This is a genomic window from Bradyrhizobium sp. MI1.4, from assembly GCF_055811315.1.
In genome coordinates, this window is sequence record NZ_JBVVPP010000028.1 from 56101 (window position 1) to 81432 (window position 25332).

Annotated in this window: 21 protein-coding genes; 15 read left to right on the forward strand and 6 right to left on the reverse strand. The window is 65.3% G+C overall.

Going from position 1 to position 25332, the window contains the following annotated elements:
- The first annotated feature begins 202 nt into the window (after window positions 1–202).
- Together AC0L23_RS25700 and AC0L23_RS25705 are read left to right on the forward strand one after the other, a co-directional pair.
- Window positions 203–1606 carry an MFS transporter gene (locus AC0L23_RS25700; RefSeq protein ID WP_473357498.1) on the forward strand — a complete coding sequence of 468 codons (1404 nt, stop codon included), beginning with the start codon at window positions 203–205 and terminating at the stop codon, window positions 1604–1606.
- A 112-nt stretch (window positions 1607–1718) separates the two neighbouring features.
- Window positions 1719–4118 carry a bifunctional diguanylate cyclase/phosphodiesterase gene (locus AC0L23_RS25705; RefSeq protein ID WP_473357499.1) on the forward strand — a complete coding sequence of 800 codons (2400 nt, stop codon included), beginning with the start codon at window positions 1719–1721 and terminating at the stop codon, window positions 4116–4118.
- Window positions 4119–4120: 2 nt separating this feature from the next.
- Here the strand turns inward: AC0L23_RS25705 and AC0L23_RS25710 are convergent, their stop codons facing one another.
- The gene (locus tag AC0L23_RS25710) at window positions 4121–4555 is read right to left on the reverse strand and encodes a hypothetical protein (protein WP_027566871.1); all 435 of its coding nucleotides are present in this window, start codon (window positions 4553–4555) and stop codon (window positions 4121–4123) included.
- Between the two features lie 79 nt (window positions 4556–4634).
- Here AC0L23_RS25710 and AC0L23_RS25715 point away from each other — a divergent pair, with 79 nt between their 5' ends.
- Together AC0L23_RS25715 and AC0L23_RS25720 are read left to right on the forward strand one after the other, a co-directional pair.
- Window positions 4635–5222, forward strand: coding sequence for a hypothetical protein (locus AC0L23_RS25715; RefSeq protein WP_247337387.1), 588 nt, complete (start codon window positions 4635–4637; stop codon window positions 5220–5222).
- A 76-nt stretch (window positions 5223–5298) separates the two neighbouring features.
- Complete coding sequence (locus tag AC0L23_RS25720) at window positions 5299–5898, forward strand: YdcF family protein (RefSeq protein WP_473357500.1); 600 nt, start codon at window positions 5299–5301, stop codon at window positions 5896–5898.
- An 18-nt stretch (window positions 5899–5916) separates the two neighbouring features.
- Here AC0L23_RS25720 and AC0L23_RS25725 read toward each other — a convergent pair whose 3' ends face one another.
- Window positions 5917–7260 (reverse strand): aminotransferase-like domain-containing protein, encoded by a 1344-nt coding sequence (locus AC0L23_RS25725; protein WP_247563330.1) that lies wholly within the window; start codon window positions 7258–7260, stop codon window positions 5917–5919.
- Window positions 7261–7444: 184 nt separating this feature from the next.
- Here AC0L23_RS25725 and AC0L23_RS25730 point away from each other — a divergent pair, with 184 nt between their 5' ends.
- Complete coding sequence (locus AC0L23_RS25730) at window positions 7445–7681, forward strand: DUF1127 domain-containing protein (protein ID WP_162496269.1); 237 nt, start codon at window positions 7445–7447, stop codon at window positions 7679–7681.
- 913 nt (window positions 7682–8594) lie between these two features.
- Here AC0L23_RS25730 and AC0L23_RS25735 read toward each other — a convergent pair.
- The 3 genes from AC0L23_RS25735 to AC0L23_RS25745 all read right to left on the reverse strand — a co-directional run bounded on the left by AC0L23_RS25735 (window position 8595) and on the right by AC0L23_RS25745 (window position 9982).
- A complete protein-coding gene (locus AC0L23_RS25735) occupies window positions 8595–8903 on the reverse strand; it encodes a hypothetical protein (RefSeq protein ID WP_473357501.1) in 309 nt (102 codons plus the stop codon).
- Window positions 8904–8918: 15 nt separating this feature from the next.
- A complete protein-coding gene (locus AC0L23_RS25740) occupies window positions 8919–9344 on the reverse strand; it encodes a universal stress protein (protein WP_007602088.1) in 426 nt (141 codons plus the stop codon).
- Between the two features lie 104 nt (window positions 9345–9448).
- Entirely contained in the window at window positions 9449–9982 is a 534-nt protein-coding gene (locus AC0L23_RS25745) for a SixA phosphatase family protein (RefSeq protein ID WP_247297167.1), read from the reverse strand.
- A gap of 194 nt (window positions 9983–10176) precedes the next feature.
- Between AC0L23_RS25745 and AC0L23_RS25750 the strand changes: the two genes are divergently transcribed.
- The 9 genes from AC0L23_RS25750 to AC0L23_RS25790 all read left to right on the forward strand — a co-directional run bounded on the left by AC0L23_RS25750 (window position 10177) and on the right by AC0L23_RS25790 (window position 24244).
- On the forward strand, window positions 10177–11634 hold the full coding sequence (locus AC0L23_RS25750) for an NAD(P)/FAD-dependent oxidoreductase (protein WP_473357502.1): 1458 nt from the start codon (window positions 10177–10179) through the stop codon (window positions 11632–11634).
- A gap of 85 nt (window positions 11635–11719) precedes the next feature.
- Window positions 11720–12232, forward strand: coding sequence for a peptide-methionine (R)-S-oxide reductase MsrB (gene msrB, locus AC0L23_RS25755; protein ID WP_085357245.1), 513 nt, complete (start codon window positions 11720–11722; stop codon window positions 12230–12232).
- 178 nt (window positions 12233–12410) lie between these two features.
- Complete coding sequence (locus AC0L23_RS25760) at window positions 12411–14663, forward strand: flagellar hook-basal body complex protein (protein ID WP_204511751.1); 2253 nt, start codon at window positions 12411–12413, stop codon at window positions 14661–14663.
- A 35-nt stretch (window positions 14664–14698) separates the two neighbouring features.
- Window positions 14699–16582 (forward strand): flagellar hook-associated protein FlgK, encoded by a 1884-nt coding sequence (gene flgK, locus AC0L23_RS25765; RefSeq protein WP_473357503.1) that lies wholly within the window; start codon window positions 14699–14701, stop codon window positions 16580–16582.
- Between the two features lie 21 nt (window positions 16583–16603).
- Window positions 16604–19006: a flagellar hook associated protein gene (locus tag AC0L23_RS25770; protein ID WP_473357504.1), complete on the forward strand. Its 2403-nt coding sequence runs from the start codon at window positions 16604–16606 to the stop codon at window positions 19004–19006.
- 71 nt (window positions 19007–19077) lie between these two features.
- Window positions 19078–19860: a hypothetical protein gene (locus AC0L23_RS25775; RefSeq protein ID WP_473357505.1), complete on the forward strand. Its 783-nt coding sequence runs from the start codon at window positions 19078–19080 to the stop codon at window positions 19858–19860.
- On the forward strand, window positions 19850–21496 hold the full coding sequence (locus AC0L23_RS25780; RefSeq protein WP_473357506.1) for a hypothetical protein: 1647 nt from the start codon (window positions 19850–19852) through the stop codon (window positions 21494–21496). The genes AC0L23_RS25775 and AC0L23_RS25780 overlap by 11 nt, the downstream gene beginning before the upstream one ends.
- A 1-nt stretch (window position 21497) precedes the next feature.
- The gene (locus AC0L23_RS25785; protein ID WP_473357507.1) at window positions 21498–22751 is read left to right on the forward strand and encodes an ATP-grasp domain-containing protein; all 1254 of its coding nucleotides are present in this window, start codon (window positions 21498–21500) and stop codon (window positions 22749–22751) included.
- Window positions 22748–24244 carry a pyridoxal phosphate-dependent decarboxylase family protein gene (locus AC0L23_RS25790; protein ID WP_473357508.1) on the forward strand — a complete coding sequence of 499 codons (1497 nt, stop codon included), beginning with the start codon at window positions 22748–22750 and terminating at the stop codon, window positions 24242–24244. The genes AC0L23_RS25785 and AC0L23_RS25790 overlap by 4 nt, the downstream gene beginning before the upstream one ends.
- Before the next feature lie 121 nt (window positions 24245–24365).
- Here AC0L23_RS25790 and flbT read toward each other — a convergent pair whose 3' ends face one another.
- On the reverse strand, window positions 24366–24806 hold the full coding sequence (gene flbT / locus AC0L23_RS25795) for a flagellar biosynthesis repressor FlbT (RefSeq protein WP_473357509.1): 441 nt from the start codon (window positions 24804–24806) through the stop codon (window positions 24366–24368).
- A gap of 320 nt (window positions 24807–25126) precedes the next feature.
- On the opposite strand from flbT, the gene AC0L23_RS25800 reads away from it, so the two are divergent.
- On the forward strand, window positions 25127–25332 hold a 206-nt coding region (locus AC0L23_RS25800; RefSeq protein WP_473357510.1), incomplete at its 3' end, for a flagellin N-terminal helical domain-containing protein.

Genomic DNA, 25332 nt, shown 5'->3' on the forward strand with positions numbered 1-25332 from the left:
CGCCCCCCGGCCCCCCTACAAATTGGTTTTGGGGGGGGGGGTTGGGTGGCCCCGGGCCCCCCACCCCCCCGGGGGCGCCCCCCCCCCCCCCCCACGCTCGAACATGACGCATCCGTCACGCATCCATCATTCGATCCTTGTCGTAACATGACGAGGGGCTGGAAGCGTATCGTTCGCATGGGGCTGCAACCGAGATGGCAGCATGCGAGTAAGCACCGCAAGATACGAAGCCTTCGAAGCCGGCGTGCCGCATTCCGGCTCCCGGCTTGCAACGTCCCTCACCCTTGCCGCGATGAGCCTTGGTTATGGCGTGGTGCAACTAGACGTCACCATTGTCAACACGGCGCTCGACGCGATGGGCAGGACGCTCGGCGGCGGCGTCGCTGAGCTGCAATGGGTTGTCAGCGCCTACACCATTGCGTTTGCCGCCTTCATCCTGACGGCCGGCGCGCTCGGCGACCGCATCGGCGCCAAGCGCGTCTTCATGGCGGGCTTCGCAATCTTCACCGTGGCCTCGCTCGCCTGTGCGTTGTCGCCCAATGCGACCGTGCTGATTGGGGCGCGCCTGGTCCAGGGTCTGGCGGCGGCGATCCTGGTGCCGAATTCTCTTGCCCTGCTCAATCATGCCTATCCGGACGACCGCGAGCGCGGCCGCGCCGTCGCGATCTGGGCCGCCGGTGCGAGCCTCGCGCTCACCGCGGGCCCCTTCGTCGGCGGCGCGCTGATCACGCTGGTCGGCTGGCGCGCGATCTTTCTCGTCAACCTTCCGATCGGCCTCATCGGCCTTTGGCTGAGTTGGCGCTATGCGACCGAGACCACGCGCGCGCCCTCACGCGAGATCGATCTGCCCGGCCAGCTCGCGGCAATTGGTGCGCTGGGGGCGCTCGCCGGCGCGATCATCGAGGGGGGCGCGCTTGGCTGGCAGCATCCGGCTGTGCTCGCGGCGTTCGCTTCAGCCGCTCTCCTGGCGGTGCTGTTCGTCTGGCGCGAGAGCCGCGCGACGCAGCCGATGCTGCCCCTGTCCCTGTTCGATCACCGGCTGTTCAGCCTGACCGCGCTCGTCGGCCTGCTCGTGAATGTCGCGATTTACGGGCTGATCTTCGTGCTCAGCCTTTACTTCCAGAGGATCAACGGCCTGTCGGCGTGGTGGACCGGTCTCGCCTTCGTGCCGATGATGGCGGTGGTGCTGCCGGTCAATCTGCTGGCCCCGCGCCTCGCCGAGCGCATCGGGTCGTGCCCGACCATCGTCGTCGGCGCCTGCGTCTCGGCGCTCGGCTGTCTCGGCCTGCTGTGGATCGAGGTCGGCACAAGCTATTGGGCGATCTTTGCGCAGATGATCGCGATCAGCAGCGGACTTGGGCTGCTGGTGCCGCCGCTGACCTCGACCTTGCTGGGCAGCGTCGAGAAGGCACGCTCCGGCATCGCGGCGGGCGTCCTGAACGCGACGCGGCAGACAGGCAGCGTGCTCGGCGTTGCGCTGTTCGGTTCGCTGGTGGCCTCGGAAAGCGCGTTCATGACCGGCCTGCACGCATCGCTGGTGGTATCGGCCATCGTCCTCGTGCTCGCCGCCGCCGTGATCGGCCTCGGCGCGCCTTCGCGCGGATGAACAATCCGAGCGATTGAACACAGCTTCCGTTCACCATCCCCGAAACGGGCACGTAGCCGGTTACCGACTGTCCATCTCTGTCGGTTCAAGTGTGGGTCGATAGGGGCCCGCAATGCATCAAGTTCTCTACTGTCTCACCGAGGAGCACGACTGGCGGCTCGTCGCGCTTGGCGGCGCGGTGTGCCTGCTCGCAAGCGCGGCGGCGATCAGCCTGTTTCACCGGGCGCGCGCGACGCACGGCTCCGGGCGTCTGGTCTGGATCGCCCTGGATGCCGCCGTCAGCGGATGCGGCATCTGGGCGACGCATTTCATTGCGATGCTCGCCTACGGGCCGGGCGGTGCCGGCGCCTACAACATCCCGGTGACGATCCTTTCCCTGATCTTCGCGATCTCCTTAACCTTCGTGGGGTTGAGTCTTGCGGCATCTTCCGTGCGCGCGCCGTGGATCGTGCTCGGCGGCGCCATCGTCGGCGCCGCGGTCGCGACGATGCATTATACCGGAATGGCGGCGCTGGAGATGCCGGCATGGGTCGACTGGATCGGGAGCACGGTTGCCGCCTCGGTACTGTTCGGAATTGTTTTCGCGGCGCTCGCGCTGTTCGTCGCTGCGCGGCGCGACGACCTCTTCCACGCGCTGACCGCAAGCACACTGCTGACGGTCGCCATCGTCGCACATCATTTCACCGCAATGGGCGCTGTCGTTCTGACGCCGGATCCGACGCTCGCGATCAGCGGGTTATCGATCCCGCCGGCCTCGTTGTCCTTTCTTACCGCGGGTGCCGCAGTTGCGATCATCGCGATTGCGCTGGTGGCCGCGCTGCTCGATCGCCGCGCCAAGGGCGAACTGGGCCGCCAGCAGGTCGTGCTGGATACCGCGCTCGAGAACATGTCGCAGGGACTGTGCATGTTCGATGCGGACGGCAAGATCATCCTGTTCAACGAGCGTTATGCTGCGATGCTTGGCCGCACCGACATCCTGCTCACCGGCCGACTGCTGGTCGACGTGCTGCGGGAGGAGCAGGCGAAGGGTCAGTGGCAGGGCGATGCCGGCGAATTCTTCGCGCGCCTCGTCGCCGACGCGCGCGAGAGCCGCACCACGACCGACATCGTGACCAGGTTCGGCCGCTCCATCCGGGTCGTCAACCAGCCGATGCAGGGTGGCGGCTGGGTCGCGACCTTCGAGGATATCACCGAATGGCTGGAGGCCCAGGCCAAGATCTCGCACATGGCCCGCCATGACGCGCTGACCAGTTTGCCGAACCGCGTGCTGTTCCACGAGCAGCTCGTGCAGGGACTGCGCCGGACCGGATCGGGCGACCAGCTCGCCGTGCTTTGTCTCGATCTCGATCACTTCAAGGACATCAACGACTGGCTCGGCCACCCCATCGGCGATGCGCTGCTCAAGGAGGTCGGGCGCAGGCTGAAGGCCACCGTCGGCGAGAGCGACACCGTGGCGCGGCTCGGTGGCGACGAATTCGCCGTGGTCCAGATCGGACGTTCCGAGGAAGCCGCGGCAAGGTCCCTTGCCGGCCGCCTGGTCGAGGTGATCTCGGCGCCTTACGAGATCGACGACCATCAGATCATCGTCGGTGTCTCCATCGGCATCTCGCTGTCCCCGCAGGACGGCGACAATCCCGATGAACTGCTGAAGAACGCCGACCTCGCGCTGTACCGCGCCAAGGCGGATGGTCGCGGCACCTATCGCTTCTTCGAGACCGGCATGGATGCGCGCGCACAAGCACGGCGTCTGCTGGAGATGGATATGCGCGCGGCGCTGCAACGTGACGAGTTCCAGCCGTACTACCAGCCGATCCGCGACGTCGCCAGCGGTCGCGTCGTCGCGTTCGAGGCGCTGCTGCGCTGGAATCATCCGCAGCGCGGCCTGATCGCGCCCCTCAGCTTCATTCCATTGGCCGAGGAGACCGGCCTCATCATCCAGCTCGGCGATTTCGTGCTACGCTCCGCCTGCACCGACGCCGCGACCTGGCCTGACGATGTCGACGTCGCGGTCAACCTGTCGCCCGTGCAGTTCAGGAATCCAAATCTGATCGCATCCGTGACCGAGGCGTTGGCGTTGTTGGGCCTCGACGCGCGCCGTCTCGAACTCGAGATCACCGAATCCGTGCTGCTGCAGAACAGTGAGGCGACGCTGACCACCCTGCACGAGTTGCGCGCAATGGGCGTGCGCATCTCGCTCGACGATTTCGGCACCGGCTATTCGTCCCTGAGTTATCTGCGCAGCTTCCCGTTCGACAAGATCAAGATCGACCGCTCCTTCGTGTCGGAACTCGCGACGCGCGAGAATTCCATGGCGATCATCCGTGCCGTGACTGGCCTCGGCCGCAGCCTCGGCATTGTCACCACGGCAGAGGGGGTCGAGAACGACGGGCAGCTCGAGCTGCTCCGGCGCGAAGGCTGCACCCAGGCGCAGGGCTATTTGTTCAGCAAGCCGCGGCCGGCTTCCGATGTCGCGATCATGCTGGACCGACCGCCGTTGCGCGCAACCGCCTGAGGTTAGCCGCGGCGCAGTGCGAAATGCGCGCCGCAGAACGCCATCACAGCACCGAGGCCCAGCGCGGCAATTCCGGCCAGCACGCCCGAGACCGTCGGCACCGGGCTCGGCGCCGAGGCCACCTGGCCAGCACCCGCAAGCAGCAGCACGCCGACCGCGATCAGGAATTGTCGCATCCGTTGCGGGATCTGGCCCGAGACGGCGCTCTGCATCAATGTCGCCGTGAAATAGCCGCCGGAGAAGCCGACGGAGGCGATCAGCCACCAGGCGATCGCCGCGCCCGCCGGTATGAACTCGTGCGTGTCCGAGTGCCAGAGGCCGCCGAGGTCGAGCCCGTAGCGCGCGCCCAGCATGTGCACGGCGAGCGCGAGCAGCACGCCGGAGATCACGGCGGCGCCGAGAATCAGGCGGCGCGGAAAAAAAATCGTCTCAGCCATGGCTCGCTTGTAGGATGGGGCAGGGCGCTCACGCAAGCGGATCGCAGAGTGGATCGCCCGGATAGGATCGATTGTGAAGATGCGGGATTCGGGAGCTGAGATGGCTGCGGGTGCGAGCTATGCCTACAAGGCGTCGCTGATCGGCTCGGCGCATCGCTTCGAGCTGACGGAGGAGGGGCTGTCCTGGCACATCGGCGGCCGTTCGGGCCTGTGGCGTTATGGCGAGATCAGTGCAATCCGGCTGTCGTTCCGCCCGGTGTCGATGCAGCAGCACCGCTTTCGCGCCGATGTCAGCCATGCCAGTGGCGGCCGCATCGCGATCCTGTCGACGAGCTGGCAGACCGCGGCCCTGATGGCGCCGCAGGACAATGGCTTTCGCAACTTCATCGTCGCGCTGCACGCGCGCATGGCGCAGGCCGGCAGCCGCGCCGAATTGACCGCGGGCCTTGGCCGCAGGACCTACGCGACAATACTGGCTTTTCTTGCGGTGCTTGCGGTGGCGATGACGGGGCTCCTGGTCCGCGCGCTCGCGATCGGCGAATTCGCCGGCGCGCTGTTCATCATCGGTTTTGCCGCGCTGTTCGCCTGGCAGATCGGCGGTTTCGTCCGGCGTAACCAGCCGCGGAGCTACAGCTTCGATCGCCTGCCGAGAGCGTTGCTGCCCTAAATGCCTTGCCTTTGGTGCAATGGGCCGCAATCAAACGTGACTTCGCGCCGTTGCGGCGGTGTCGCATCGTGCTGCCATGTCAACCCTGGATCGCAGCACGCGGAGGCCTTCGGCGGATGAGATCTCCGAGATCAACCGCGCCCATCTCATCGATACGCCGCTGCAGCCGGCGGACCTCCTGTTCATGTTCGGCACCCGAGAGGACGTGGCGCTGCGGGCCGATACGGCGGGGCGACTGTTGCGCCAGGGCTATTTTCGCTGGTCGATTGTCAGCGGCGGCGTGACGGCGGGCTCGGAGCAATCCGAGTGCACGATCATCAAGGCGGCGATGGTCGCGGCGGGCATTCCGGCTGACCGAATCCTCGAGGAGCATCGTGCCCTAAACACCGGCGAGAACGTGATCCTCTCGCTGCCGATCATCGACGCGGCGCTCGGGCTGCACAATGTCCGCCGCGTGATCTGCCTCGGCAACACCTGGACCGCGCGGCGTTATCCGATGACGCTGCACCGGCACTGGCCGGAGGTCGAGAAAATGCTGCTCACGGTCGACAGCTTTGCGACGTCGCGCGCGCTCTGGCACACCGATCCCGAATTTTGCCGCCGCATGCTGCATGAATGGGACAAGATCGAGCCTTACAAGGCGAGGGGCTTCATCGCGGAATGGCCGGCGGCCTGAGCTTGGGGCAAGCGCGCGCTACTCCGTCGAGTCGAAATCCTCTTCCTTGGTGCCGAGCAACGACACGAGCGTGCGCAGACCGGAATCGAGCTGCTCGAACGAAGGCGGAGCGAGGGCGAGCCGCACTGCGTTCGGTGCGTGGCCATGGGCGATCGCGAAGGTCGAGGACGGTGTCAGCGCGATGCCGCGCCGGGCTGCCGCGGCGACGAAGGTCTGCGAGCGCCAGTGCGCCGGCAGCGTGAGCCAGAGATGATAGGAGCGCGGATCCGCGGCGAGCTGGTAGCCGGCGAGCAGCCTTGCCGCGGTCTGCTGGCGGCGCGCGGCGTCGATGCGTTTCAACCGCGTCAGCTCGGCGACGGTGCCGTCTGCCATCAGTCGCTGTCCGGATGCCAGCGCATGACCGGACGCGATCCAGCCGCCGGTGCGGACCGCGCTCATCACGTTCTCGCGCAATCGAGGCGGCGCGACCAGGATGCCGAGCGCGAGGCCAGGGGCGACCTTCTTGGACAGGCTGTCGATCACGATGCAGCGGTCGGGGCCGAGCGCGGCCAGCGGCGTGTCATCGGCCAGGAAGCCGTAGACGGCGTCTTCGATGATGGTGAGATCGAGCTTCTCGGCGACGCGCATGATGTCGGCGCGCCGCGTGGCGTTCATGGTGACGCCGAGCGGGTTCTGGATGATGGGCTGGAGATACAATGCCGACAGATGCGCCTCGCGATGCGCCTTCTGGATGGCGTCGGGGCGCGCGCCAAATTCGTCCATCGGTATCGGGACCAGCGTCACGCCGAGCCGCGCGGCGATGCTCTTGACGTAAGGATAGGTCAGCGCCTCGACGCCGCAGCGACCGCCGGTGGGAACGAGGGCTGCGAGGGCGGCCGCGAGCGACTGCTTGCCGTTCGCGGTGAAGACGATCTGTTCGGCCTGCGGCGCAAAATCCTTGCGCGCGAGATAGGCGGCGGCCGCATTGCGTGCGCTCTTGGTCCCGGTGCTGGTGGAGACGCGCAATGCGGATTCGAGCGCGTCGACACGCTCGAGGCCCGCAAGGCTTTTGGCGATCATTGCCCATTGCTGCGGCAGCAGCGGGTAATTGACCTCGAAATCGATCCGCGCGTCGCGCGGCTCGCTCAGCGCCTCGACCTCGCGCCTGATGTCGCCGGAGATGAAGGTGCCACGGCCGACTTCGCCGACGACGAGGCCGCGGCGGAGCAACTCCGTATAAACCCGGCTCGCGGTCGAGACCGCGATGCCGCGGTCATAGGCAAAATTGCGCTGCGGCGGCAGCCGGTCGCCGGGCCTTAACGTGCCGTTAGAGATATCCGAGGCAATGGCATCGGCAAGCTTCACGTACTCGAACTTGGACATTATTGCACCGAGAGCAATGTTTCACTTGCTCCGAGTAGTGTACTGGAGCATTTAAGTTCCATCAAGCTTCACGATTGAGCCGAGGAGAGCGAGAGCAATCCAACGGCAAATGAGGTGCATGCGCTCAGGCGCTTGCGCCAACGGCATCCGCTTCGCCGCGTGGACAACAGGCCGGAGAAGGACAATGACCACGATCTCGCAGACCGCCGGGCGGAGTTTACGCTCATCCTCGTCAAACGGATTTTTCCGCAAGCTGGCCAACGGCGCCTATGCGCTGTTCGACAGTCTGGAGCGCCGCTCCGCCGTCAAGACGCTGAACGACCTCGATGACCGCGCCTTGCGCGACATCGGCATCACGCGCAGCCAGATCGAGGACGCGGTCTACGGTCAGGCTAAAGCAGAGCTGACGCGGTATCTGTAGGACGCTTTCGCCCTTGTCCCGGGACGCGCAGCAGCGTTCTGAGGCTGCTGCGCTGCGTCCGGGGGCACGAGACTGGCGTTTCGGGCACGCCTGCTTCAACATCGTCACTGCGAGCGCAGCGAAGCAATCCAGAAATCCCACCGCGGAAAGACCCTGGATTGCTTCGCTGCGCTCGCAATGACGGCGTTTGTGGATAGCACTGTCGCTCCTTTAGCTCGCGCTTTCATTGCAGACACACCTTCGCCCTCTCGCGGCTTGTTCGCCCGAGCTTTGCCTCGATGCCTCACCCTCAAATGAAAGAGGGGCGCAGGGAAGACCGGGCGCCGGGCGGTCCACTGTGCGAAGTTGCAGTAAAAAATCTGTACAGCGGCATACAGGTGAAGCCAAAACGTCCGGCCTTCCCTGCGCAGCGGTTTTACGGCTTATGCCGTGCTCTCCCCGGGGAGCGATGCACTATTGCCCCCGTCGCCTCAAGGATGGCTGATGCGCGAACCCGGTCGGGCCGCCACATCACCACAAGACTTGACGCACAGACTCCGGGCGTCAGGACGACACGGTTTTGCCGTACGCTGTCAGCACCGGTCGTGTGCGCGACGCCTTCGCTCACGGTTGCCCGCCCTGCGAAACCATTCGCGCCGGTGTGGCCCAGCGTCCGCCGCTGTCCGGCCCGCGTTCGTGACGATCGCGATACGCCCCTCTTCCTTGGGCCGGGTTGCCGCGACACATACGCCGTTTCGAATTTCGGTAAAGTGGAATATTTTCAGCGGCGGGCGTTGACCGACAGCTTGGGTGTTTTGCCCGACGGGCAATGCAGGGGCTCGTAGCCCGGATGAGCAAAGCGATATCCGGGAATCGTGATACGAGTCGTCGCGGGTATCGCTTCGCTCATCCGGGCTACGAGCTTGTATATGGCTCAGGCGAAGGCGGCCTGGTCCCAAACACCGCCGAGAGCTCGATCGTCTTCAGAGCGCTCGGGCTTGCGGTGAGGTCGTGTCGCTGCGCCGCGTTGGCGCCGATGCCGGACATCCTGACCCGGCAAATGTGCAGCGACGTTGCCCGCGAACTTGGCGATACGTGCGGCGGCCTGTTTAAGGACGAACAGCATCGTCGTGACGTGGCTAAGCGCGCCGAGTGCGGCCAGTTGCACGACCAGCACCTCCCATAAAGCATCGCCGATCGCGAGCGGGATCTCGTACGTCCATCTCCGCCACCATTGCTTCACGACATTGCTCCGAGCTCAGTGCCTGACCACCAGCACGGAGCATTTTGCGTAGCGCACGACGTGCCCGGCATTGGAGCCGAGAAAGTAGGTGCGCATCGCCGGCCGGTGCGAGGTCATCACGATCAGCTCGGCCTTCATGTGAACGGCCTCCTCCAGGATCTCGTGATAGATGCCGCCCTGGCGCACCACGCTGGAGATGCGGGAAGGCTCGATGCCGGACTCGCGTGCCACGATGGCGAGGGCTTCTTCCGAGGTCTGGCGCTGCTGCTCGTCGAAATCGGCCGGCACGTATTCGGCCAGCATCACCGGCGTCATCGGCAGCACGTTGAGCAGGCGCACCACGCCGCTCCAGGTCTGCGACAGCGTTGCGGCGGTCGCGATCGCCGGCTTGGCCAGGTCGGTGTCGGCGAGGTCGATGGGCACGAGGATCGACTTGAACATCTGCGCCTCCAAATCTTCCAGTCAGGACGTCTTGCTGGCACGTCGCGCGATCAACCCGATCGAAACAGCCTTAGCTTCGAAGCAACCTTAACTTCGAAGTAGCCTTAGCTTCGAAGCAGCCTTGGACTGACGAACAGCACCAGCCTACCGCGGCGGTAAGCCACGTCACCCCAATCCTTGACGTCAAAATCGAAGATCGCAAGCCCCGACGTGGGCAGGTTGTCGGCGAGCGCCTTGGCGGCGGCCGGATCGCCGCCGCCCGTCAGCATCAGGGCGATCTCGTGCATGCCCGGATTGTGGCCGACCAGCAGCAATTGCCTCGGATCAGCCGGGATGGTTGCAGTGCGAATGGATTCCAGGATCTGGGCGGGATCGGCGGCGTAGAGTTCCGGCAGGACCTCGACCTGCGGCGCTGCGACGCGGTCCTTCATGGTCTCCCAGGCAATGTCCCAGGTCTGCCGAGCCCGGACGGCATGCGATACCAGTACGGCCTCGGGAAAGGGGGGATGGGCGGCCATCCAGTCGCCGATTTCGGCGGCATCCTTGTGGCCGCGGTCGTCGAGCCGGCGGTCCTGGTCACGGCCGCTCGGCGCGTCAGTCTCGGTCTTGGCGTGACGCAGCAGCATCAAACGGCGCATGGCACTCTCGAATCGTTACGCGTTCCAGAATCATCTACAGGTGCCGGTTGAGGGCAAGGTGACAAGGGCCTGCACAGTCCTCTAAAGCGCGATGAGATTAGGACAATCCCCATCGCGCTTTAAATTATTGTTTTGAGCATGATCTTTTCGGAAAACCGCTGCACACTTTTCCGGATCATGCTCTAAGAAACGGCATGAGCGAGACTTTCACAAGCGTGTCCCAGGAAGAAGCCGCCTTTCGTGAACGCGCGCGACTGTCGTTTGATCTCGACGCCGATATCTGCGTGATCGGGGCGGGGCTTGCAGGGCTCTCCATTGCGCTCGAGGCGGCCCGGCTGGGGGTCAGCGTCGCGGTGCTCGAGGGCCGCCACATCGGCTGGAACGCTTCCGGCAATCAACTCGGCACCGTGATGCCGGGCTTCGCGCTGCCGCTCGCCGAGCTGATCGAGCGCATCGGCGTCGAGGATGCGCGGGAATTGTGGACGCTGTCGAAAGAGGGCGCCGAGTTCGTCCGGGCCAACGCCACCGAAGAGAACATGCCCGGGATCGGCCCGACCGACGGCGTGCTCGAGGTCTCCAACGTCGATGCCGGCGACCGGCTGATCAGCCGCTTGCAGATGCTGAACGAGGATTTCGACACCGAGGCCGAGGGCTGGCAGGTCGATCGCGTCCGCGCGGCACTCAAGACCGATCGCTACTTCCACGGCGTGTATTATCCGAAGGCGTTCCAGGTCGACGGGCGCAAATATGTGCACGGCCTCGCGGCGCTGGCGCGGCGCGCAGGCGCCCGCATCTTCGAGGACACGCCGGTCGTCAGCATCGATCATTCCGGCATCCGCAAGCGCATCGTCACGCCCTCGGCGCGGCTGCGCGCCACCCATATCGTGCTCGCCGGCAACATCCATCTCGGCGCGCCGTTGCGGCGCCTGTCGGAGACGCTGCTGCCGGTCTGGCGCTATGCCGGCATCACCGCGCCGCTCGGCGAGCGCGTGCACGAGATCATCGGCTTCAAGGGATCGGTGATGGATTCCGACGGCGTCGACCATTTCCGGATCGTCGATGGCGACCGGCTGATGTGGGAAAGTCCGGAGACCACTTGGGCCGCACGGCCGCAGCGCTTTGCAGGCAGCGTCAGGCGGCGGATCCGGTCGATCTTTCCTCAGCTCGGCAATGTGGAGATCACCGACATGTTCGGCGGCGCCACCGGCCAGACCGTGCACGGGATGCCGCAGATCGGCCAGTTGCGCAAAGGCCTGTGGGTCGCAAGCGGCTTCGGCCGCCAAGGCATGAACACCTCGGCCATGGCCGGGCAGATGATCGCCCGCAGCATCCTGTGGGGCGACGAGCGCTGGAAGCTGTTCTCGCCGTTCGAGCTGGTCTGGGCGGGGGGAACGACGGGGCGGGTTGCCGGGCAACTGGTCGGAATCTGGGGCAGGGCGAGTTCCGCCGCCGCAGGCTCGCTTGCCCGCTATCGCGAGCGTGCCAGGGTCAAGGACCGGGAACGCGAGGCGCGGCTGACCGAAGCCAACCGGGCCGCCGGGACCGGTCCGCGCCGTCCGCCGCCCGGGGTTCGGCCCCGGCCGGCCCCACCGCCGAAGCCTGTGGCGGAAGCCGTGGAACCAGTCCCGCAGGACGACAGCGCCTCGCGATAAGGTGAGAAAAACTCCGCCCGGAAGTGTAACGTCGACGGTTAGAGCCCGTATCTCAGGGCGTAGACGCTCCCGCATGGAGAATGAGATGTTTGACCGCCGCATCCTGTTGACGACCGTCGCCGGCCTGTTCGGCCTTGCGGCCTTTCGCTGGCTCAGAGCATCGCCGGCTGAGGCTGGAGAGAAAGCCGCGCAAAAATTCGAGATCGAGAAGACCGACGCCGAATGGCGTGCCCAGCTCACGCCGCAGCAATATGAGATCCTTCGCAAGGAGGGTACCGAGCGGCCGGGCTCCAGCCCGCTGCTCAAGGAGCACCGCAAGGGCGTCTTCGCCTGCGCCGGCTGCGACCTGCCGCTGTTCGCCTCCGACACCAAATTCGAGAGCGGCACGGGCTGGCCGAGCTTCTACCAGCCGATCGAGGGCAATGTCGGCAAGACCGAGGACCGCACCTTTGGCATGCTCCGCACCGAGGTGCATTGCCGGCGCTGCGGCGGCCACCTCGGCCACGTCTTCGACGACGGTCCCAAGCCGACCGGATTGCGCTACTGCATCGACGGTTTCGGGCTAGTCTTCCATCCCGCGGCGGCGTCCGCAACCTAGGTTTCGTCCCGGCAATTGTTGCCGGTCCCGGCAATTGTGCCCCGGTCATCAGACCGGGGCTTTTTCGTCAAGCCATTGATTTTATGAGAAAACCCGCATTGGCATAGCCCTTGCGACAGTCTCCTCCGACTGCGGCCATGGTCGACCGGCCGCCGAGATCGGATCTGGAGACAAAGTTATGGGTATCTTCGATGCAATGAACACCTCGGTGGGTGGCCTGCAGGCGCAGTCCTACGCGCTGCAGAACATTTCCGGCAACATCGCGAACTCATCCACCACCGCCTACAAGGGCATCGGCACCAGCTTCGTCGATCTCATTCCCGACTCATCGGTCCCAAGCAAGCAGGTCGCGGGCGGCGTGACCGCCAACGCCAAGGCCACCATCACCACGCAGGGCACAATCTCGGGCTCCAGCGTCGCCACCAACATGGCGATCACCGGTGACGGCTTCTTCTCGATCCAGAAGGCGACGGGCGTCGTCGACAATGCGCCGGTGTTCAGCGGCGTCACCTATTACACGCGGCGCGGCGACTTCCAGCTCAATGCCAACGGCAATCTGGTCAACGGAGCCGGCTATTACCTGATGGGCGTCACGGTCGACCCGAAGACCGGCAACCCGCAAGGCAACGTTGCGACGGTCCTGAAATTCCAGAACAACTTCATCCCGGCGCAGGCGACGACCTCGATCCAATACGCGGCGAACTTGCCGACCCAGCCGAACACCGTGGCGAGCACCACGGCGGCAACCAAGACGCTGCTGGCCGCCGGCGGACTGAACCCGTCGGACTTCGCCGCCAACCCGCTGCCGGTCGGCACGCCGCCTCCGCCCTATGCAAACGCCACGACGTCCGGCGCTGCCGCGACCGGCAATGTCCGCTCGCCGTACTCGTCGACCACGGCGACCGGCACAACGGCGCTCCAGAACAACTCTGCGGCGGTCGCATCGACCACAACTTCGCTCGACAACGCCCTGGGTACGCATCTCGCCTCCACCACCCTGACCGCGCTTAGCGGCCAGGTGCTGAACATCAACGGCAACACGGTCACGTTCAACGGCGGCACCACCGTCACGACGGTCGGCAGCAACACCACGATCGGTCTCGGCGCGGGCACGACGGCCACGGTGGCCAGCATCCTGAGCGCGATCCAGACCGCCGGCGGCGCCGGCGTTACCGCATCGCTCAGCGCCAGCGGCAACATCGTGATCTCCAGCGGCACCAGCACCGACGTACCGGTTGGTAGCGGCCAGGCGGCCACGGCGCTCGGCATCAGCAGCGTGACGCGCGGCGGCAACGTGCTGTCCTCGCCCGCGATCTCGGGCGCCACGGTGCTGAGCGGCGCGGCGGCGGCCGGCGGCGCCGAGGTGATCACATCGGGCTTCTCCGCCGGCGACGTCATCACGGTCAATGGTCAGCCGCTGACCTTCGTGGCCGCCGGCGCGTCAGGCCCGAACCAAATTAACGTCACCGACAACATCACGATGCTGCTCGGCAAGATCGACGCTCTCTCCGGTGCAACGGGGTCGTCGGTCAGCAGTGGCGGCGTGATCACGCTGAACACCGGCACAGCTTCCAACCTTTCGGTGGCGAGCTCCAACAGCGCCGCCTTCGCCGCGCTCGGCTTCACCTCGACCATCACCAAGAATCGTGACGGTGGTGGCGTTGCCGGCACCGGCGGCGTGATCGGCAATGACATCGCGACCTTCACCAAGGAATCGATCAGCGGTGGCGCGGTGACCGCCTACAACGCGGCCGGCACGCCGGTGAACCTGCAATTGCGCTGGGCCAAGACCGACAGTGCGTCGCTCGGCGCCGGCCATGCCGATACCTGGAACATGTTCTACCAGACCGATCCGAATGCGACCGGCACGACCGTCGGCTGGGTCAATACCGGCCAGGCCTTCACCTTTGCCGCCGACGGCTCGCTGACCTCGCCGAGCGGCTCGGGTATCACCATCAACAATGTCAGCGTCAGCGGCCAGTCGCTGGGCTCGGTCTCCTTCAACATCTCCTCGGGCGGGCTGACGCAATATGCCAGCACCAGCGGCGCGGTCACCATCAACACCATCACTCAGAACGGCTACGCCGCCGGTCAGCTTCGCTCGGTCGCCGTCAACAATAACGGCCTCGTGGTCGGCACCTTCTCCAACGGTCAGAACCTCGACCTCGCACAGGTCTCGTTGTCGCACTTCAACGGCACCAACTACCTGAAGGCGCAGGACGGCGGCGCCTACGCCGCGACTGAACAGTCGGGCCCTGCCATCGACGGTGCTTCCGGTTCGATCAGCGGCTCGTCGCTGGAAGGCTCGAACACCGACATCGCCGACGAATTCACCAAGCTGATCGTGACCCAGCAGGCCTATTCGGCCAACACCAAGGTGATCACGACGGCGAATACGATGGTTCAGGATCTCTTGAACGTGTTGCGCTGATTGGTGCGTGACGTAACCAGAGGCGGCAAGCCAACATGGGTTTGAGTTCAGCCCTCGCCAGTGCGATGAGCGGTCTGCGTGCCAATCAGGCTGCGCTCTCGATCGTTTCGTCGAACGTCGCCAACTCGCAGACGCCGGGTTACGTCGTCCAGACGCCGAACCAGATCGAGGTCACCACCGGCGACTTCGGCTCGACGGTGACGACGACCGGCGTCAGCCGCGAGCTCGACACCTATGTGCAGAAACAGCTGCGCACCGAGACCGGCGGCAGCGGCTACGCCGACCAGATGGCCAACATCCTGAAGCAGCTTCAGAATGTCTATGGCACGCCCGGCAACAGCGGTACGCTCGAAACCGCGCTGAACAGTTTCACCACGGCGCTGCAGGCGCTGTCGACCAACGCGGGCTCGTCGTCGGCGCAAACGGTTGCGCTCGGCGCCGCGCAGACGCTGGCGCAGCAGCTCAACCTGACCACCAAGGGCATCCAGTCGCTGCGCTCCAACGTCGAGCAGGATCTCAGCACCTCGGCGCTAGCTGCCAACGCGGCGATGCAGCAAGTCGCCGACATCAACTCCAGACTCCAGGGCCTGTCGGAACACGACCCCTCGGCTGCGACACTGATGGACCAGCGCGACCAGGCCATCAACACGCTGTCGAAATATGTCGATGTCCACGTCACCACCGACGGGTCCAATCAGGCCAACATCTACACCACCACCGGCATCCAGCTGGTCGGCGCCGGGCTGGCCTCGCAATTCACCTTTGCGTCCGCCGGCGCGCTGTCGGCGACCTCGCTCTACAACATCGATCCGGCCAAATCCGGCGTCGGCGCGTTCAACATCAAGCTCCCGAACGGATCCTCGGTCGACGTCATCGCCAACAACGTGGTGTCTTCGGGCCAGATCGCGGCCGATCTGAAGCTGCGCGACCAGACGCTGGTGCAGGCGCAGAACCAGATCGACCAGTTCGCCGCGACGATGTCGAGCGCGTTGTCGGACAAGACCACGGCCAGCAGCACGGTCACCGGCCCGCCGGCCGGCTTCGATCTCGACCTTGCCGGGGCGGCGCCGGGCAACAGCGTCAACTTCACCTACACCGACACGACCACCAATACGAAGCGGCAGGTTACGCTGGTCAATGTGACCGATCCGGCGGCGCTGCCGCTCCAGAACCCCACCAACGCCAATCCGATGCAGATCGGGGTGAACTTCTCCGGCGGCATGGGCGCGATCGCCTCGGCGCTCAACACCGCGCTTTCCAACTCGCATCTGTCGTTCGCCGCCGCCCAGTCGCCGGCAACGGCCACCACATTGCGGCTGACCGACGACAACAGCGGCCTCGCCAAGGTCAATTCGGCCTCGATCACCAAGACGATCTCGTCGCTGACCTCGGGCAATCCGCAACTGCCGCTGTTCACCGACGGCGGGCAGGCGCTCTACACCGGCGCGATCACGGCATCGGGTTCGCAGATGACCGGCCTTGCCGGACGCATCGCCGTGAACACGCAGCTTTCCTCCGACCCGACCAGGCTGTCGATCTACAACACCTCGCCGGTGACTCCCACCGGCGACACCACGCGCTCGGACTATCTCTATTCGCAGCTCACCTCGGCGGTGTTCTCCTATTCGCCGCAATCCGGTCTGGGCTCGGCGAGCCAGCCCTTCACCGGCAGCGTCTCGAACTACCTCCAGCAGTTCCTGAGCGTTCAGGGCAATGCCGCGACCCAGGCGACCCAGCTCCAGCAGGGCCAGGGCGTCGTGGTCTCGACTCTGCAGGCCAAGTTCAACTCGACTGCGAGCGTCAACCTGGACTCGGAGATGTCGAACCTGATCCAGCTCCAGAATGCCTATGCCGCCAACGCCCATGTCATGTCGGTGGTGCAGAGCATGATGAATACGCTGCTCCAGGCTCAAGTGTAACAAGTAACAGGGCTCTGAAACATGTCGATCAGCAGCATCAACTACTCTTCGTCGGTTCTCGGCTCGCAGATCCGCAACATCAACCAGCAGCTCACCGACCTCTCGACGCAGCTCTCGACCGGCAAGCTGTCGCAGAACTATTCCGGGATGGGCACCAACGAGGGCTTTGCGATCGCCGGGCGCGCGCAGCTCTCCAACATCGCGGCCTATACCGACACGATGACCAACGTCAACGTCAGCATCAACCTCGCCAATACCGCGTTGCAGTCGCTGACCACGATCCGCAACACGGTGCAGACGGGCTCGGCCAACACCGCGCAGGATCTCAACGTCAACGGCCAGACGGTTGCGCAGAACACTGCAGCTGCGCAATTCGGCTCGATGGTCGGCGTTCTCAACACGCAGTCTGGCAACCGCTATCTGTTCTCCGGAACCGCCTTCAACACGCCGTCGGTCGCGAATGCCGGCGACATCATCAACGGCACCACGACGCAGGCGGGCTTCAAGACCGTCATGGCAGAGCGCCAGGCCGCCGACCTCGGCGCCAACGGCATGGGCCGGCTGGTGCTGGCGACGCCACAGCCGACGCCGAGCTCGGTGACGGTGTCCGAGGACTTCGCGGCATCGCCATTCGGCCTGAAGATCGCCGCGGTCTCCTCGACGCTGACCGGCGCGACGGTCACCGGCCCGAGCGGCTCGCCGGTGTCGTTCTCGGTCGACCTCAACGGCGTCAATCCGAAAAATGGCGACAAGCTCAGCGTCCAGTTCACGCTGCCCGATGGCTCGACCGAGCAGATCGACCTGACGGCATCGACGGCGACGCCGACACCTGTCGGCAGCTTTGCGATCGACCCCGGTAACCCCAATGTCGTTCCGGTCGTTCCTCCGGACCCGAACATCACGGCGACGAACCTCAACACTGCGCTGAATACCGCGATCAAGAAGCTCGCCGGCACCTCGCTGGTGGCGGCGTCCGCTATCACGGCCGGTGACAATTTCTTCAATACGGCGGGATCCGCCACCGCGAATGTGGCGGCCACCGGCAATCTGCGCTCCTATACCTCGACGACCGGGACAGGCTCGGTCGCGTTGCAGGACAGCGCATTGGCGATTGCGTCTACGACCACGTCGCTCGATTCGTCGGCGACACCCCATCTCAACGGGACCATTCTCAACGCGCTCGCCAACGCTCCGACCGGTACCACCCTGACCATCACCGGCGCGAGCGGCGCCCACACGATCACCTTCGACCCTACCGTCACTACCGTCACCACAACGGCCAGCGGCAATACCACGATCGGATTGGCTTCGGGCAGCGCCGCGAAGGTGTCTGATATCTTGAATGCAATCGCGACTGCCGCCGGCATCCCCGCCGCCAACGTGACTCTGAGCGCCGGCGGCAATATCCAGATCGCGACCGGCACCGGCACGGACGTGGCCGTCACCGGCGGCGCGGCGGCCACGGCGCTCGGTCTCAGCAGCGTGACGCGCGGCAGCGTGGCGTCGACGCCTCCGATCACGGGTTCAACTGTGCTGAGCGGCACGGCGACCACGGGCGGCCCGGAAGTCCTCTCAGCGGCGTTCCAGGCGGGGTCGGCGGGTCCGCCTGCCGTTAATCCCGATACGATCACGGTGAACGGTCAGACGCTGACTTTTGTCGCCTCGGGCGCCAGCGGCCCAAACCAGATCAACATTACCGACAACATCACAACTCTGCTTGGCAAGATCGATCAGATCACCGGCACCACGAAGCCGTCGACCATCCATGGCGGCGTGATCACGATCAACATGGACGATCCCGGGAGCCTCAACATCACGAGCTCGAACAGCACGGCGTTCGCGGCGCTCGGCTTCACGACCTCCCCGGTCACGGCAGCAAAGGCTCCGCTGCGCGTCGGCTCGTCGCCCCTCGGCTCGGCGACGACGCTGGTGAACGGCTCGGCCACCACCGTGCAATGGTACCTGGGCAATGACGGCCCCGGCTCGCCGCGCTCCACCGCGATGGCCCGGGTCGACGATTCCGTCACGGTGCAGTATGGCGCGCAGGCGAACGAGGACGCGATCCGCAAGGAGCTGCAGGCGGTCGCCGTGTTCGGGACGTTCTCGACCTCACCGACCGGGCAGTATTCGGGCGGGCAGGTCGCCGCGCTGAGCCTGCGGGTGACACAGGCCCTGACCAAGCAGCCTGGCCAGCAGCGCATCGAGGACATCCAGACCGACATCGCGATGGCCCAGAACACCATGAAGGACGCAGGCACGCGCCAGACCCAGGCCAAGGCGCAGCTCCAGACCATCATCGACCAGGCGGAATCAGCCTCGCCGGACCAGGTCGCGAGCGAGATCCTGTCGCTCCAGAACGCGCTCCAGGCGTCCTACCAGGTGACCTCGAACCTCGCGCAGCTCTCGCTCGTCAAGTTCCTGTAAGCGGGCGTTAAGGCGCCGTTAACCATGCCTCTTTACCTCTTGGTGAGGATTGCAGCGGGGCGGAGCTGACGATGTCGGAGAAGATGAAACTGGTGGTGGCCACGCCATGTTTCGGTGGGCAGGTGACGAGCATCTATGCGAGCTCGATCTTCGCGCTCCAGCGTGCCGTGCACGGCATGGCCAATCTCGAGCTCAAGGTGCTGCTGCGCGACGGCGATGCGCTGATCACGCGCGCGCGGGCCAATCTGGCCGCGATGTTCCTGGACGATCCCGACGCGACGCACTTCCTCTTCATCGATGCCGACATCGGCTTCAAGCCGGAGCAGGTGTTCCGGCTGATCGAGTGCGGCGCGGACGTCGTCGCCGGCTGCTATCCAATCAAGCGGATCAACTGGGACAAGGCCGCGCGGGCGATCCAGTCCGGCCGCGCCGACGTGCCGGCCGCATCGCTCGACTACGTGCTCGAGATCGAGGATCCCGACCGCATCGTGGTGGTGAACGGCTTCACCCGCGTGCGCTACGCCGGCACCGGCTTCCTGATGATCCGGCGCTCCGTGCTGGAGGCGATGTGCCGCCATCCGGACTACGCCGCCCTGCAATTCTTCCGCGAGCATTCGCACGATACGCTGGCGGCGAGCCAGAACCGGTTTGCCTTGTTCGAATGCATGATCGATGCGGCGACCGGCACCTATCTGTCCGAGGACTTCGCCTTCTGCAAGCGCTGGACCGACATCGGCGGCGAGATCTGGGCCGACATCGAGAGCTCGCTCGATCACGTCGGACCGTCGGTGTTCCACGGCGACATCACCTCGCAATTCGCACCGGCGCCGGCGGCGGCGGCCGATGCGGCGTGAGCCTTTCGGGATGAGCGCCGGCGCATCCCGTTTGTCAGCCAGCGAGCGCGCGTCCGACGGCGGCTCGCGCTATCGCCTGCGCGATCTCTTCACACCACTGGATACGCTGCTTGCCTCCGGCGGAGATCCGCGGCTGGCGCTCGATCCGAACGACCGTGTCAACGCCTATGGCTGCGCGGCTTCGCCGGAGCCGGAGCTCTGGAATTTCGCCTCCGCGACCGCGTCGACGATCTCGCAGATGGCCTACGACCGCGCCGCGCTGGCGCGCGAAGAGCTGATGCACAAGTGCCTGTTCGACGAGGTCGAAATCGCCTTCGACGCCCGCTGCGAGGACATGCGCGAGGAGCTGCGCGGCCACCTTGCGCTCTCGTCGCGGATCGACGTCGTGTTCTCGCCGTCCGGCACGGACTCCCAGCTTCACGCCCTGTTCGTAGTGCGCGCGGTGCTCGGCGCGGCGCCGGTGACGATCGTGGTCGGCGCCGACCAGACCGGAAGCGGGACGCCGCATACTGCACGCGGCCACCATTTCAGCACGATGACGGCAGGCGGCATGGCCGTGCGCAAGGACGGCGCGGTGACGGGGCTCGCCGGCGACAGCATTGCGGTGCCGCTGATCGACATGGCGGCCGGCATTGCGATGCGCACCGATGCCGATGCCGCGGTGCTGCATGCGGTCGAGACCAGCCTCGCGCAAGGCCGGCGCGTTTTGTTGCAGATCATGGATTCGTCAAAACTCGGTTGGCGTGCCCCAAGCGAGGCCTGTCTCGACGAGATCGCGCGGCGCTGGCCGCGCAAGGTTCAAATTGTCGTCGATGCCTGTCAGGCGCGGCTCGGTCGCCGGCGGCTGCGCGCCTATCTCGACCGTGGTTACATGGTGCTGATCACCGGCTCGAAATTTTTCGGCGGACCGGCCTTCAGCGGTGCGCTGCTGCTGCCGAAAGGCCTGTCGCGGATCGACCGGATGGGCGGGATCGCGCCTGGCATCTTCGATTATGCCGGCCGCTGCGACTGGCCGGTGGCGTGGACGATGCTGCGCTCGCGGTTCGAGCGCCGGCCGAATTTCGGTCAATGGCTGCGCTGGGAGGCCGCGCTGGCCGAGATCGGCAGCTACTACGCCGTGCCCGGGGCTTTCCGCGCCAGGATGCTGGCCGAGCTTGCAGCCGGCATCGACAGCATGATCGCGTTGTCGCCGTCGCTTCGTGCCGTTCCCACCGCGATCGAGAAGTCCGGCGCGGACGACGAGGAGTTCGCGCAAACCACGATCTTTCCGTTCACGCTGCTGCGCGGCGGCAAGCCGGTCTCGCTCGCCGAGACCAGCGCCGTGCATCGGGCGCTGGCGTGCGACATGGCCGAGGAGATCAGCGGCAGCGCGGCGGACCGGCAAGTGGCCGCCCAGCGCTGTCTCATCGGCCAGCCGGTCCGACTGGAGCGGCAGCACGGTGCGCCGCAGGCCGTGTTGCGCCTCTGCGTCGGCGCACGATTGGTGACCGAGGCATGGTCGCCGAATACAATGCAGGCGCAACGCAATGTGCAGCACGTTCTCGATCGCATCGCCCATCTGCTGGTGAAGATCGAGCTGCTGCTTGACCGTGGCGCGGTTGCGGCCGTGCCGGCAAAGTCCGCGTTCGAGGTGTGAGATGCAACTTCCAGTTTCCGCGCCGAGCGGCGTGACCGCGCCAATCCATGCCGACCGCATCGGCTTTGCCCAGTTGACGCGCCGCGCCTTCGAGGGCGGCGACCTGCATCCGTTGCGCGAGCTGCTGCTGGCGCGGATCGAGGAGGGGACGGCCGAGGCCGGGGAAGGCCTCGATCTCTCGCTGATTGCCCAGCTTCTCGGCGAGAAGGAGGCTGGGCTGGTGATCCAGACCGAGGTGCTCTCCTTCCATCAATTGTTTCGTACGCCTTGCGCGGCTCCAAAACCCCGCCTGCGCGTGCTCGCGCTCGCCGCCGATATCGACATGGGCGGCAACACGCCGATCGACTTCCTGCTTGAAGACTCCGACATCGAGCTGTTGACGCTCTACGTTGTCAAGGGCATCGGCCTGCCGGAGACTCTGCCCGAGCACGACGTCGCCATCGTGATCGCATCCGATTCCGAGGAGTGCCGGGAGGCGCTCGCGCTGATCGAGAAGGCCGCGCCGCACTGGCCGAAGCCGCTGCTCAATCGCCCCGATCTCATTGGCAATCTCGATCGCGACAAGCTGTATCGTCTGCTGACGGGCGTGCCCGGCCTCGACATTCCCGTGACCGCCCCCACGACGCGTGCGCAATTGTCGGAGCTTTCGCGAGGCAGGATCGTTTGCGAGGAGATCACGGGCGAACTGCGCTTTCCAATGATCGTGCGGCCGCGCGGTACGCATGCCGGCGTCGGTCTCGCGAAACTCGACGATGCTGGAGCGCTCGCGGCCTATCTCGCCGAGCGACAAGAGCAGGACTTCTTCGTCGCACGTTTCGTCGACTATGCGAGTCCGGACGGGCTCTACCGCAAATATCGTCTCGCGATGGTCGACGGCAAAGCCTATGCGTGCCACATGGCAATCGCCGATCGCTGGGACATCTGGTATCTCAACGCCTTCATGGCGTTCAGCGAAGAGAAGCGGGCCGAGGAAGCCGTCTTCATGCTCGACTTCGACCGTGCGTTCGCGGCGCGCCACAAAATCGCGCTGGACGAAATGAGCAGGCGCGTCGGCCTCGACTACTTCATCGTCGATTGCGCCGAGAACCAGAACCGCGAACTGCTGGTCTTCGAAGCCGACAACACCGCCGTCGTGCACAACATGGATCCGCCGGCCGTATTTCCGTACAAGCCGCCGCAGATGCGCAAGATCTTTGCGGCATTCACGGCGATGCTGTCGCGGCATGCAAGAGCGGGTGAGGAGAGTGCAGCATGAACGAGATCATCCGCAACACGCAAAGCCCCGTCACGCACACCTCGCTCGATCCGCAGGACTGGAGCGAGTTTCGCGCGCTCGCCCATCGCATGCTTGACGAGACGATCGACGGCATCGCCAACGTTCGCGCGCGTCCGGTGTGGCAGCCGATCCCCGACGGCGTTCGTGCGGCGTTCAAGGCCGATGTGCCGCGCGAGGCAAGCGATCTCGCCGACGTCTATCGCCACTTCTCCGAACATGTCGCGCCCTATGCGACCGGGAACGTCCATCCCGGTTTCATGGGCTGGGTGCATGGCGGCGGTACCGCGGTCGGCATGGTTGCGGAAATGCTCGCTGCAGGCCTCAATGCCAATCTCGGTGGACGCGACCACATGCCGATCGAGGTGGAGCGCCAGGTCGTCGACTGGATGCGACGCCTGTTCGCCTTCCCGGAAAGCGCGAGCGGCATCTTCGTCACCGGCACGTCGATGGCGAATCTGATGGCGGTGCTGGTGGCGCGCACCAGCGCGCTCGGCACGCTGGCGCGGCAGTACGGCATCGGCAATGACGGTGCGCTTCTCACCGCCTATACATCGCAGGCCGCGCATGGCTGCGTCTCGCGGGCGATGGACATCGCCGGGCTCGGCACCGATGCGCTGCGCAAGATCGGCGTCGATGCCGATCATCGCATGGACGTTGCCGCGCTACGTGCGCAGATCGCGATTGATCGCGAGGTCGGCTTCAGGCCGTTCCTGGTCGTCGCATCCGCCGGTACAGTCGATATCGGCGCGGTCGACGATCTCAAGGCGATCGCGCAACTGTGTCGCGAGGAAGGAATCTGGTTTCACGTCGACGGCGCCTTCGGTGCGCTCGCGATCCTGTCGCCCGAGCTTGCGCCGCTGCTCGGCGGTATCGAGCTTGCGGATTCCATTGCGCTCGACTTCCACAAATGGGGACAGGTGCCTTATGACGCCGGCTTCCTGCTGGTGCGCGACGGCGAGCAGCATCGACAGGCCTTTGCGCAGCCCGCGGCCTATCTGCGCCGCGAGGCGAGGGGACTTGCGGCCGGCGCGATCTGGCCCTGCGATCTTGGCCCCGATCTGTCGCGCGGCTTCCGTGCGCTGAAGACGTGGTTCACGCTGAAGACGTTCGGGACCGATCGGCTCGGTGCGGTGATCGCGCGAAGCTGTGCGCTGGCGAAATATCTGGAGACGCGCGTTCTCGCCGAGCCGCGGCTGGAATTGCTGGCGCCGGTCAATCTCAACATCGTCTGCTTCCGTTACCGCGCTGCCGACGAGGTCAATCGCGAGATCGTCGTCGACATCCAGGAGTCCGGTATCGCGGCGCCCTCGAGCACGACGCTCGACGGCAGGTTTGCGATCCGCACCGCGATCGTCAATCACCGTACCGAGGAGTCCGACATCGACGCGCTGGTCGCAGCCGTACTGGAATTCGGCGGACGACGGAGCGGGGGAGTGATTGAGGTCGAGGCGCCGCCGCTCGCGGCACAGTAGCTCGATGCATGTCTGAAACGCCAACGGCCCCGGATAGGATCCGGGGCCGTTGTCGTGTATGAGGCTTGGTCGTTCGTCCGGCCCGGTCGTTCGCGCGGCGTGGGATCGTGAACGCGTGGGATCAGGCGGCGGTGCTGACGTCGTCCTGGCTCGCTTCCGTCTTGGGATGCGTGGCCTCGAATTGGCCGCGCAGCTTCTCCTCATAGGCGATCAGCTTGCGGGCATCCTTCAGGGCGCGATAGAGGTCGCCGTTGAGGATGTTGTTGTTGATGCCCTCGATGATCGGCCAGGAACTCGGCACCGCGGTGACGATGTCGCGCACCAGGTTGAAATAGGTGCCGTGCTGGGTCTGCGGATCCGGCGAGATGTACATGAGCTGGACCGCCAGATAGACGAGCTTGGCGGGCGAGTCGGCGGTCTCCGGCGTGAGGATGTCGCGCTCGCGCAGGATCGGCACGTTGTCGCCGTCGATCAGAAGGCGGGCGCGCTGGTCGGTGTTGGTTATTACGCAGTTACCGACGATGATGCGTTCGTGCGGTCTGAGCTCGACCTTAAGGGCCATGCCTGTTCTCCATCAACGCTTTCGTAACCGAGCGTGTGTTGCGGCGGATCAGGGGCGCAATACTCCATCAAGACTAGTTAACGAGTTGTAAATCCCGGCCGATGCTGCGGAAAAGCTCAATCATATCAAGGCCGAAATCGCCGGACTGCGTGGCGTCGCAAGTGTGCGAATGGGCCGAATCGCGCGCCGACTCAGTAAAAGCGCCGATTTCATTTCATGTTTCGTTAGAGGACTCCACCCCACGGTCCGCCGGTCGCTGGGTCACTCGATCCATGCAGACGCGTAACAGTAAGCGTCGTTTACCAGAAAGGTAACACCCAATGTCCGGTATCGTTCTCTCCTCCTCGGTTCGTCAGAACCTGCTCTCCCTCCAGTCTACCGCTGACCTCCTCGCCACCACGCAGAACCGCCTGTCGACCGGCAAGAGCGTCAACTCGGCCCTGGACAGCCCGACCAACTTCTTCACGGCACAGTCGCTCGACAACCGCGCCAGCGACATCAACAATCTGCTCGACGGCATCGCCAA

Excerpts from the sequence above, each read along its gene's own strand:
- AC0L23_RS25700 (WP_473357498.1), top strand. The coding sequence starts at position 203 with ATGCGAGTAAGCACCGCAAGATACGAAGCCTTCGAAGCCGGCGTGCCG.
- AC0L23_RS25705 (WP_473357499.1), top strand. The coding sequence starts at position 1,719 with ATGCATCAAGTTCTCTACTGTCTCACCGAGGAGCACGACTGGCGGCTC.
- AC0L23_RS25710 (WP_027566871.1), bottom strand. The coding sequence starts at position 4,555 with ATGGCTGAGACGATTTTTTTTCCGCGCCGCCTGATTCTCGGCGCCGCC.
- AC0L23_RS25715 (WP_247337387.1), top strand. The coding sequence starts at position 4,635 with ATGCGGGATTCGGGAGCTGAGATGGCTGCGGGTGCGAGCTATGCCTAC.
- AC0L23_RS25720 (WP_473357500.1), top strand. The coding sequence starts at position 5,299 with ATGTCAACCCTGGATCGCAGCACGCGGAGGCCTTCGGCGGATGAGATC.
- AC0L23_RS25725 (WP_247563330.1), bottom strand. The coding sequence starts at position 7,260 with ATGTCCAAGTTCGAGTACGTGAAGCTTGCCGATGCCATTGCCTCGGAT.
- AC0L23_RS25730 (WP_162496269.1), top strand. The coding sequence starts at position 7,445 with ATGACCACGATCTCGCAGACCGCCGGGCGGAGTTTACGCTCATCCTCG.
- AC0L23_RS25740 (WP_007602088.1), bottom strand. The coding sequence starts at position 9,344 with ATGTTCAAGTCGATCCTCGTGCCCATCGACCTCGCCGACACCGACCTG.
- AC0L23_RS25745 (WP_247297167.1), bottom strand. The coding sequence starts at position 9,982 with ATGCGCCGTTTGATGCTGCTGCGTCACGCCAAGACCGAGACTGACGCG.
- AC0L23_RS25750 (WP_473357502.1), top strand. The coding sequence starts at position 10,177 with ATGAGCGAGACTTTCACAAGCGTGTCCCAGGAAGAAGCCGCCTTTCGT.
- msrB (WP_085357245.1), top strand. The coding sequence starts at position 11,720 with ATGTTTGACCGCCGCATCCTGTTGACGACCGTCGCCGGCCTGTTCGGC.
- AC0L23_RS25760 (WP_204511751.1), top strand. The coding sequence starts at position 12,411 with ATGGGTATCTTCGATGCAATGAACACCTCGGTGGGTGGCCTGCAGGCG.
- flgK (WP_473357503.1), top strand. The coding sequence starts at position 14,699 with ATGGGTTTGAGTTCAGCCCTCGCCAGTGCGATGAGCGGTCTGCGTGCC.
- AC0L23_RS25770 (WP_473357504.1), top strand. The coding sequence starts at position 16,604 with ATGTCGATCAGCAGCATCAACTACTCTTCGTCGGTTCTCGGCTCGCAG.
- AC0L23_RS25775 (WP_473357505.1), top strand. The coding sequence starts at position 19,078 with ATGTCGGAGAAGATGAAACTGGTGGTGGCCACGCCATGTTTCGGTGGG.
- AC0L23_RS25780 (WP_473357506.1), top strand. The coding sequence starts at position 19,850 with ATGCGGCGTGAGCCTTTCGGGATGAGCGCCGGCGCATCCCGTTTGTCA.
- AC0L23_RS25785 (WP_473357507.1), top strand. The coding sequence starts at position 21,498 with ATGCAACTTCCAGTTTCCGCGCCGAGCGGCGTGACCGCGCCAATCCAT.
- AC0L23_RS25790 (WP_473357508.1), top strand. The coding sequence starts at position 22,748 with ATGAACGAGATCATCCGCAACACGCAAAGCCCCGTCACGCACACCTCG.
- flbT (WP_473357509.1), bottom strand. The coding sequence starts at position 24,806 with ATGGCCCTTAAGGTCGAGCTCAGACCGCACGAACGCATCATCGTCGGT.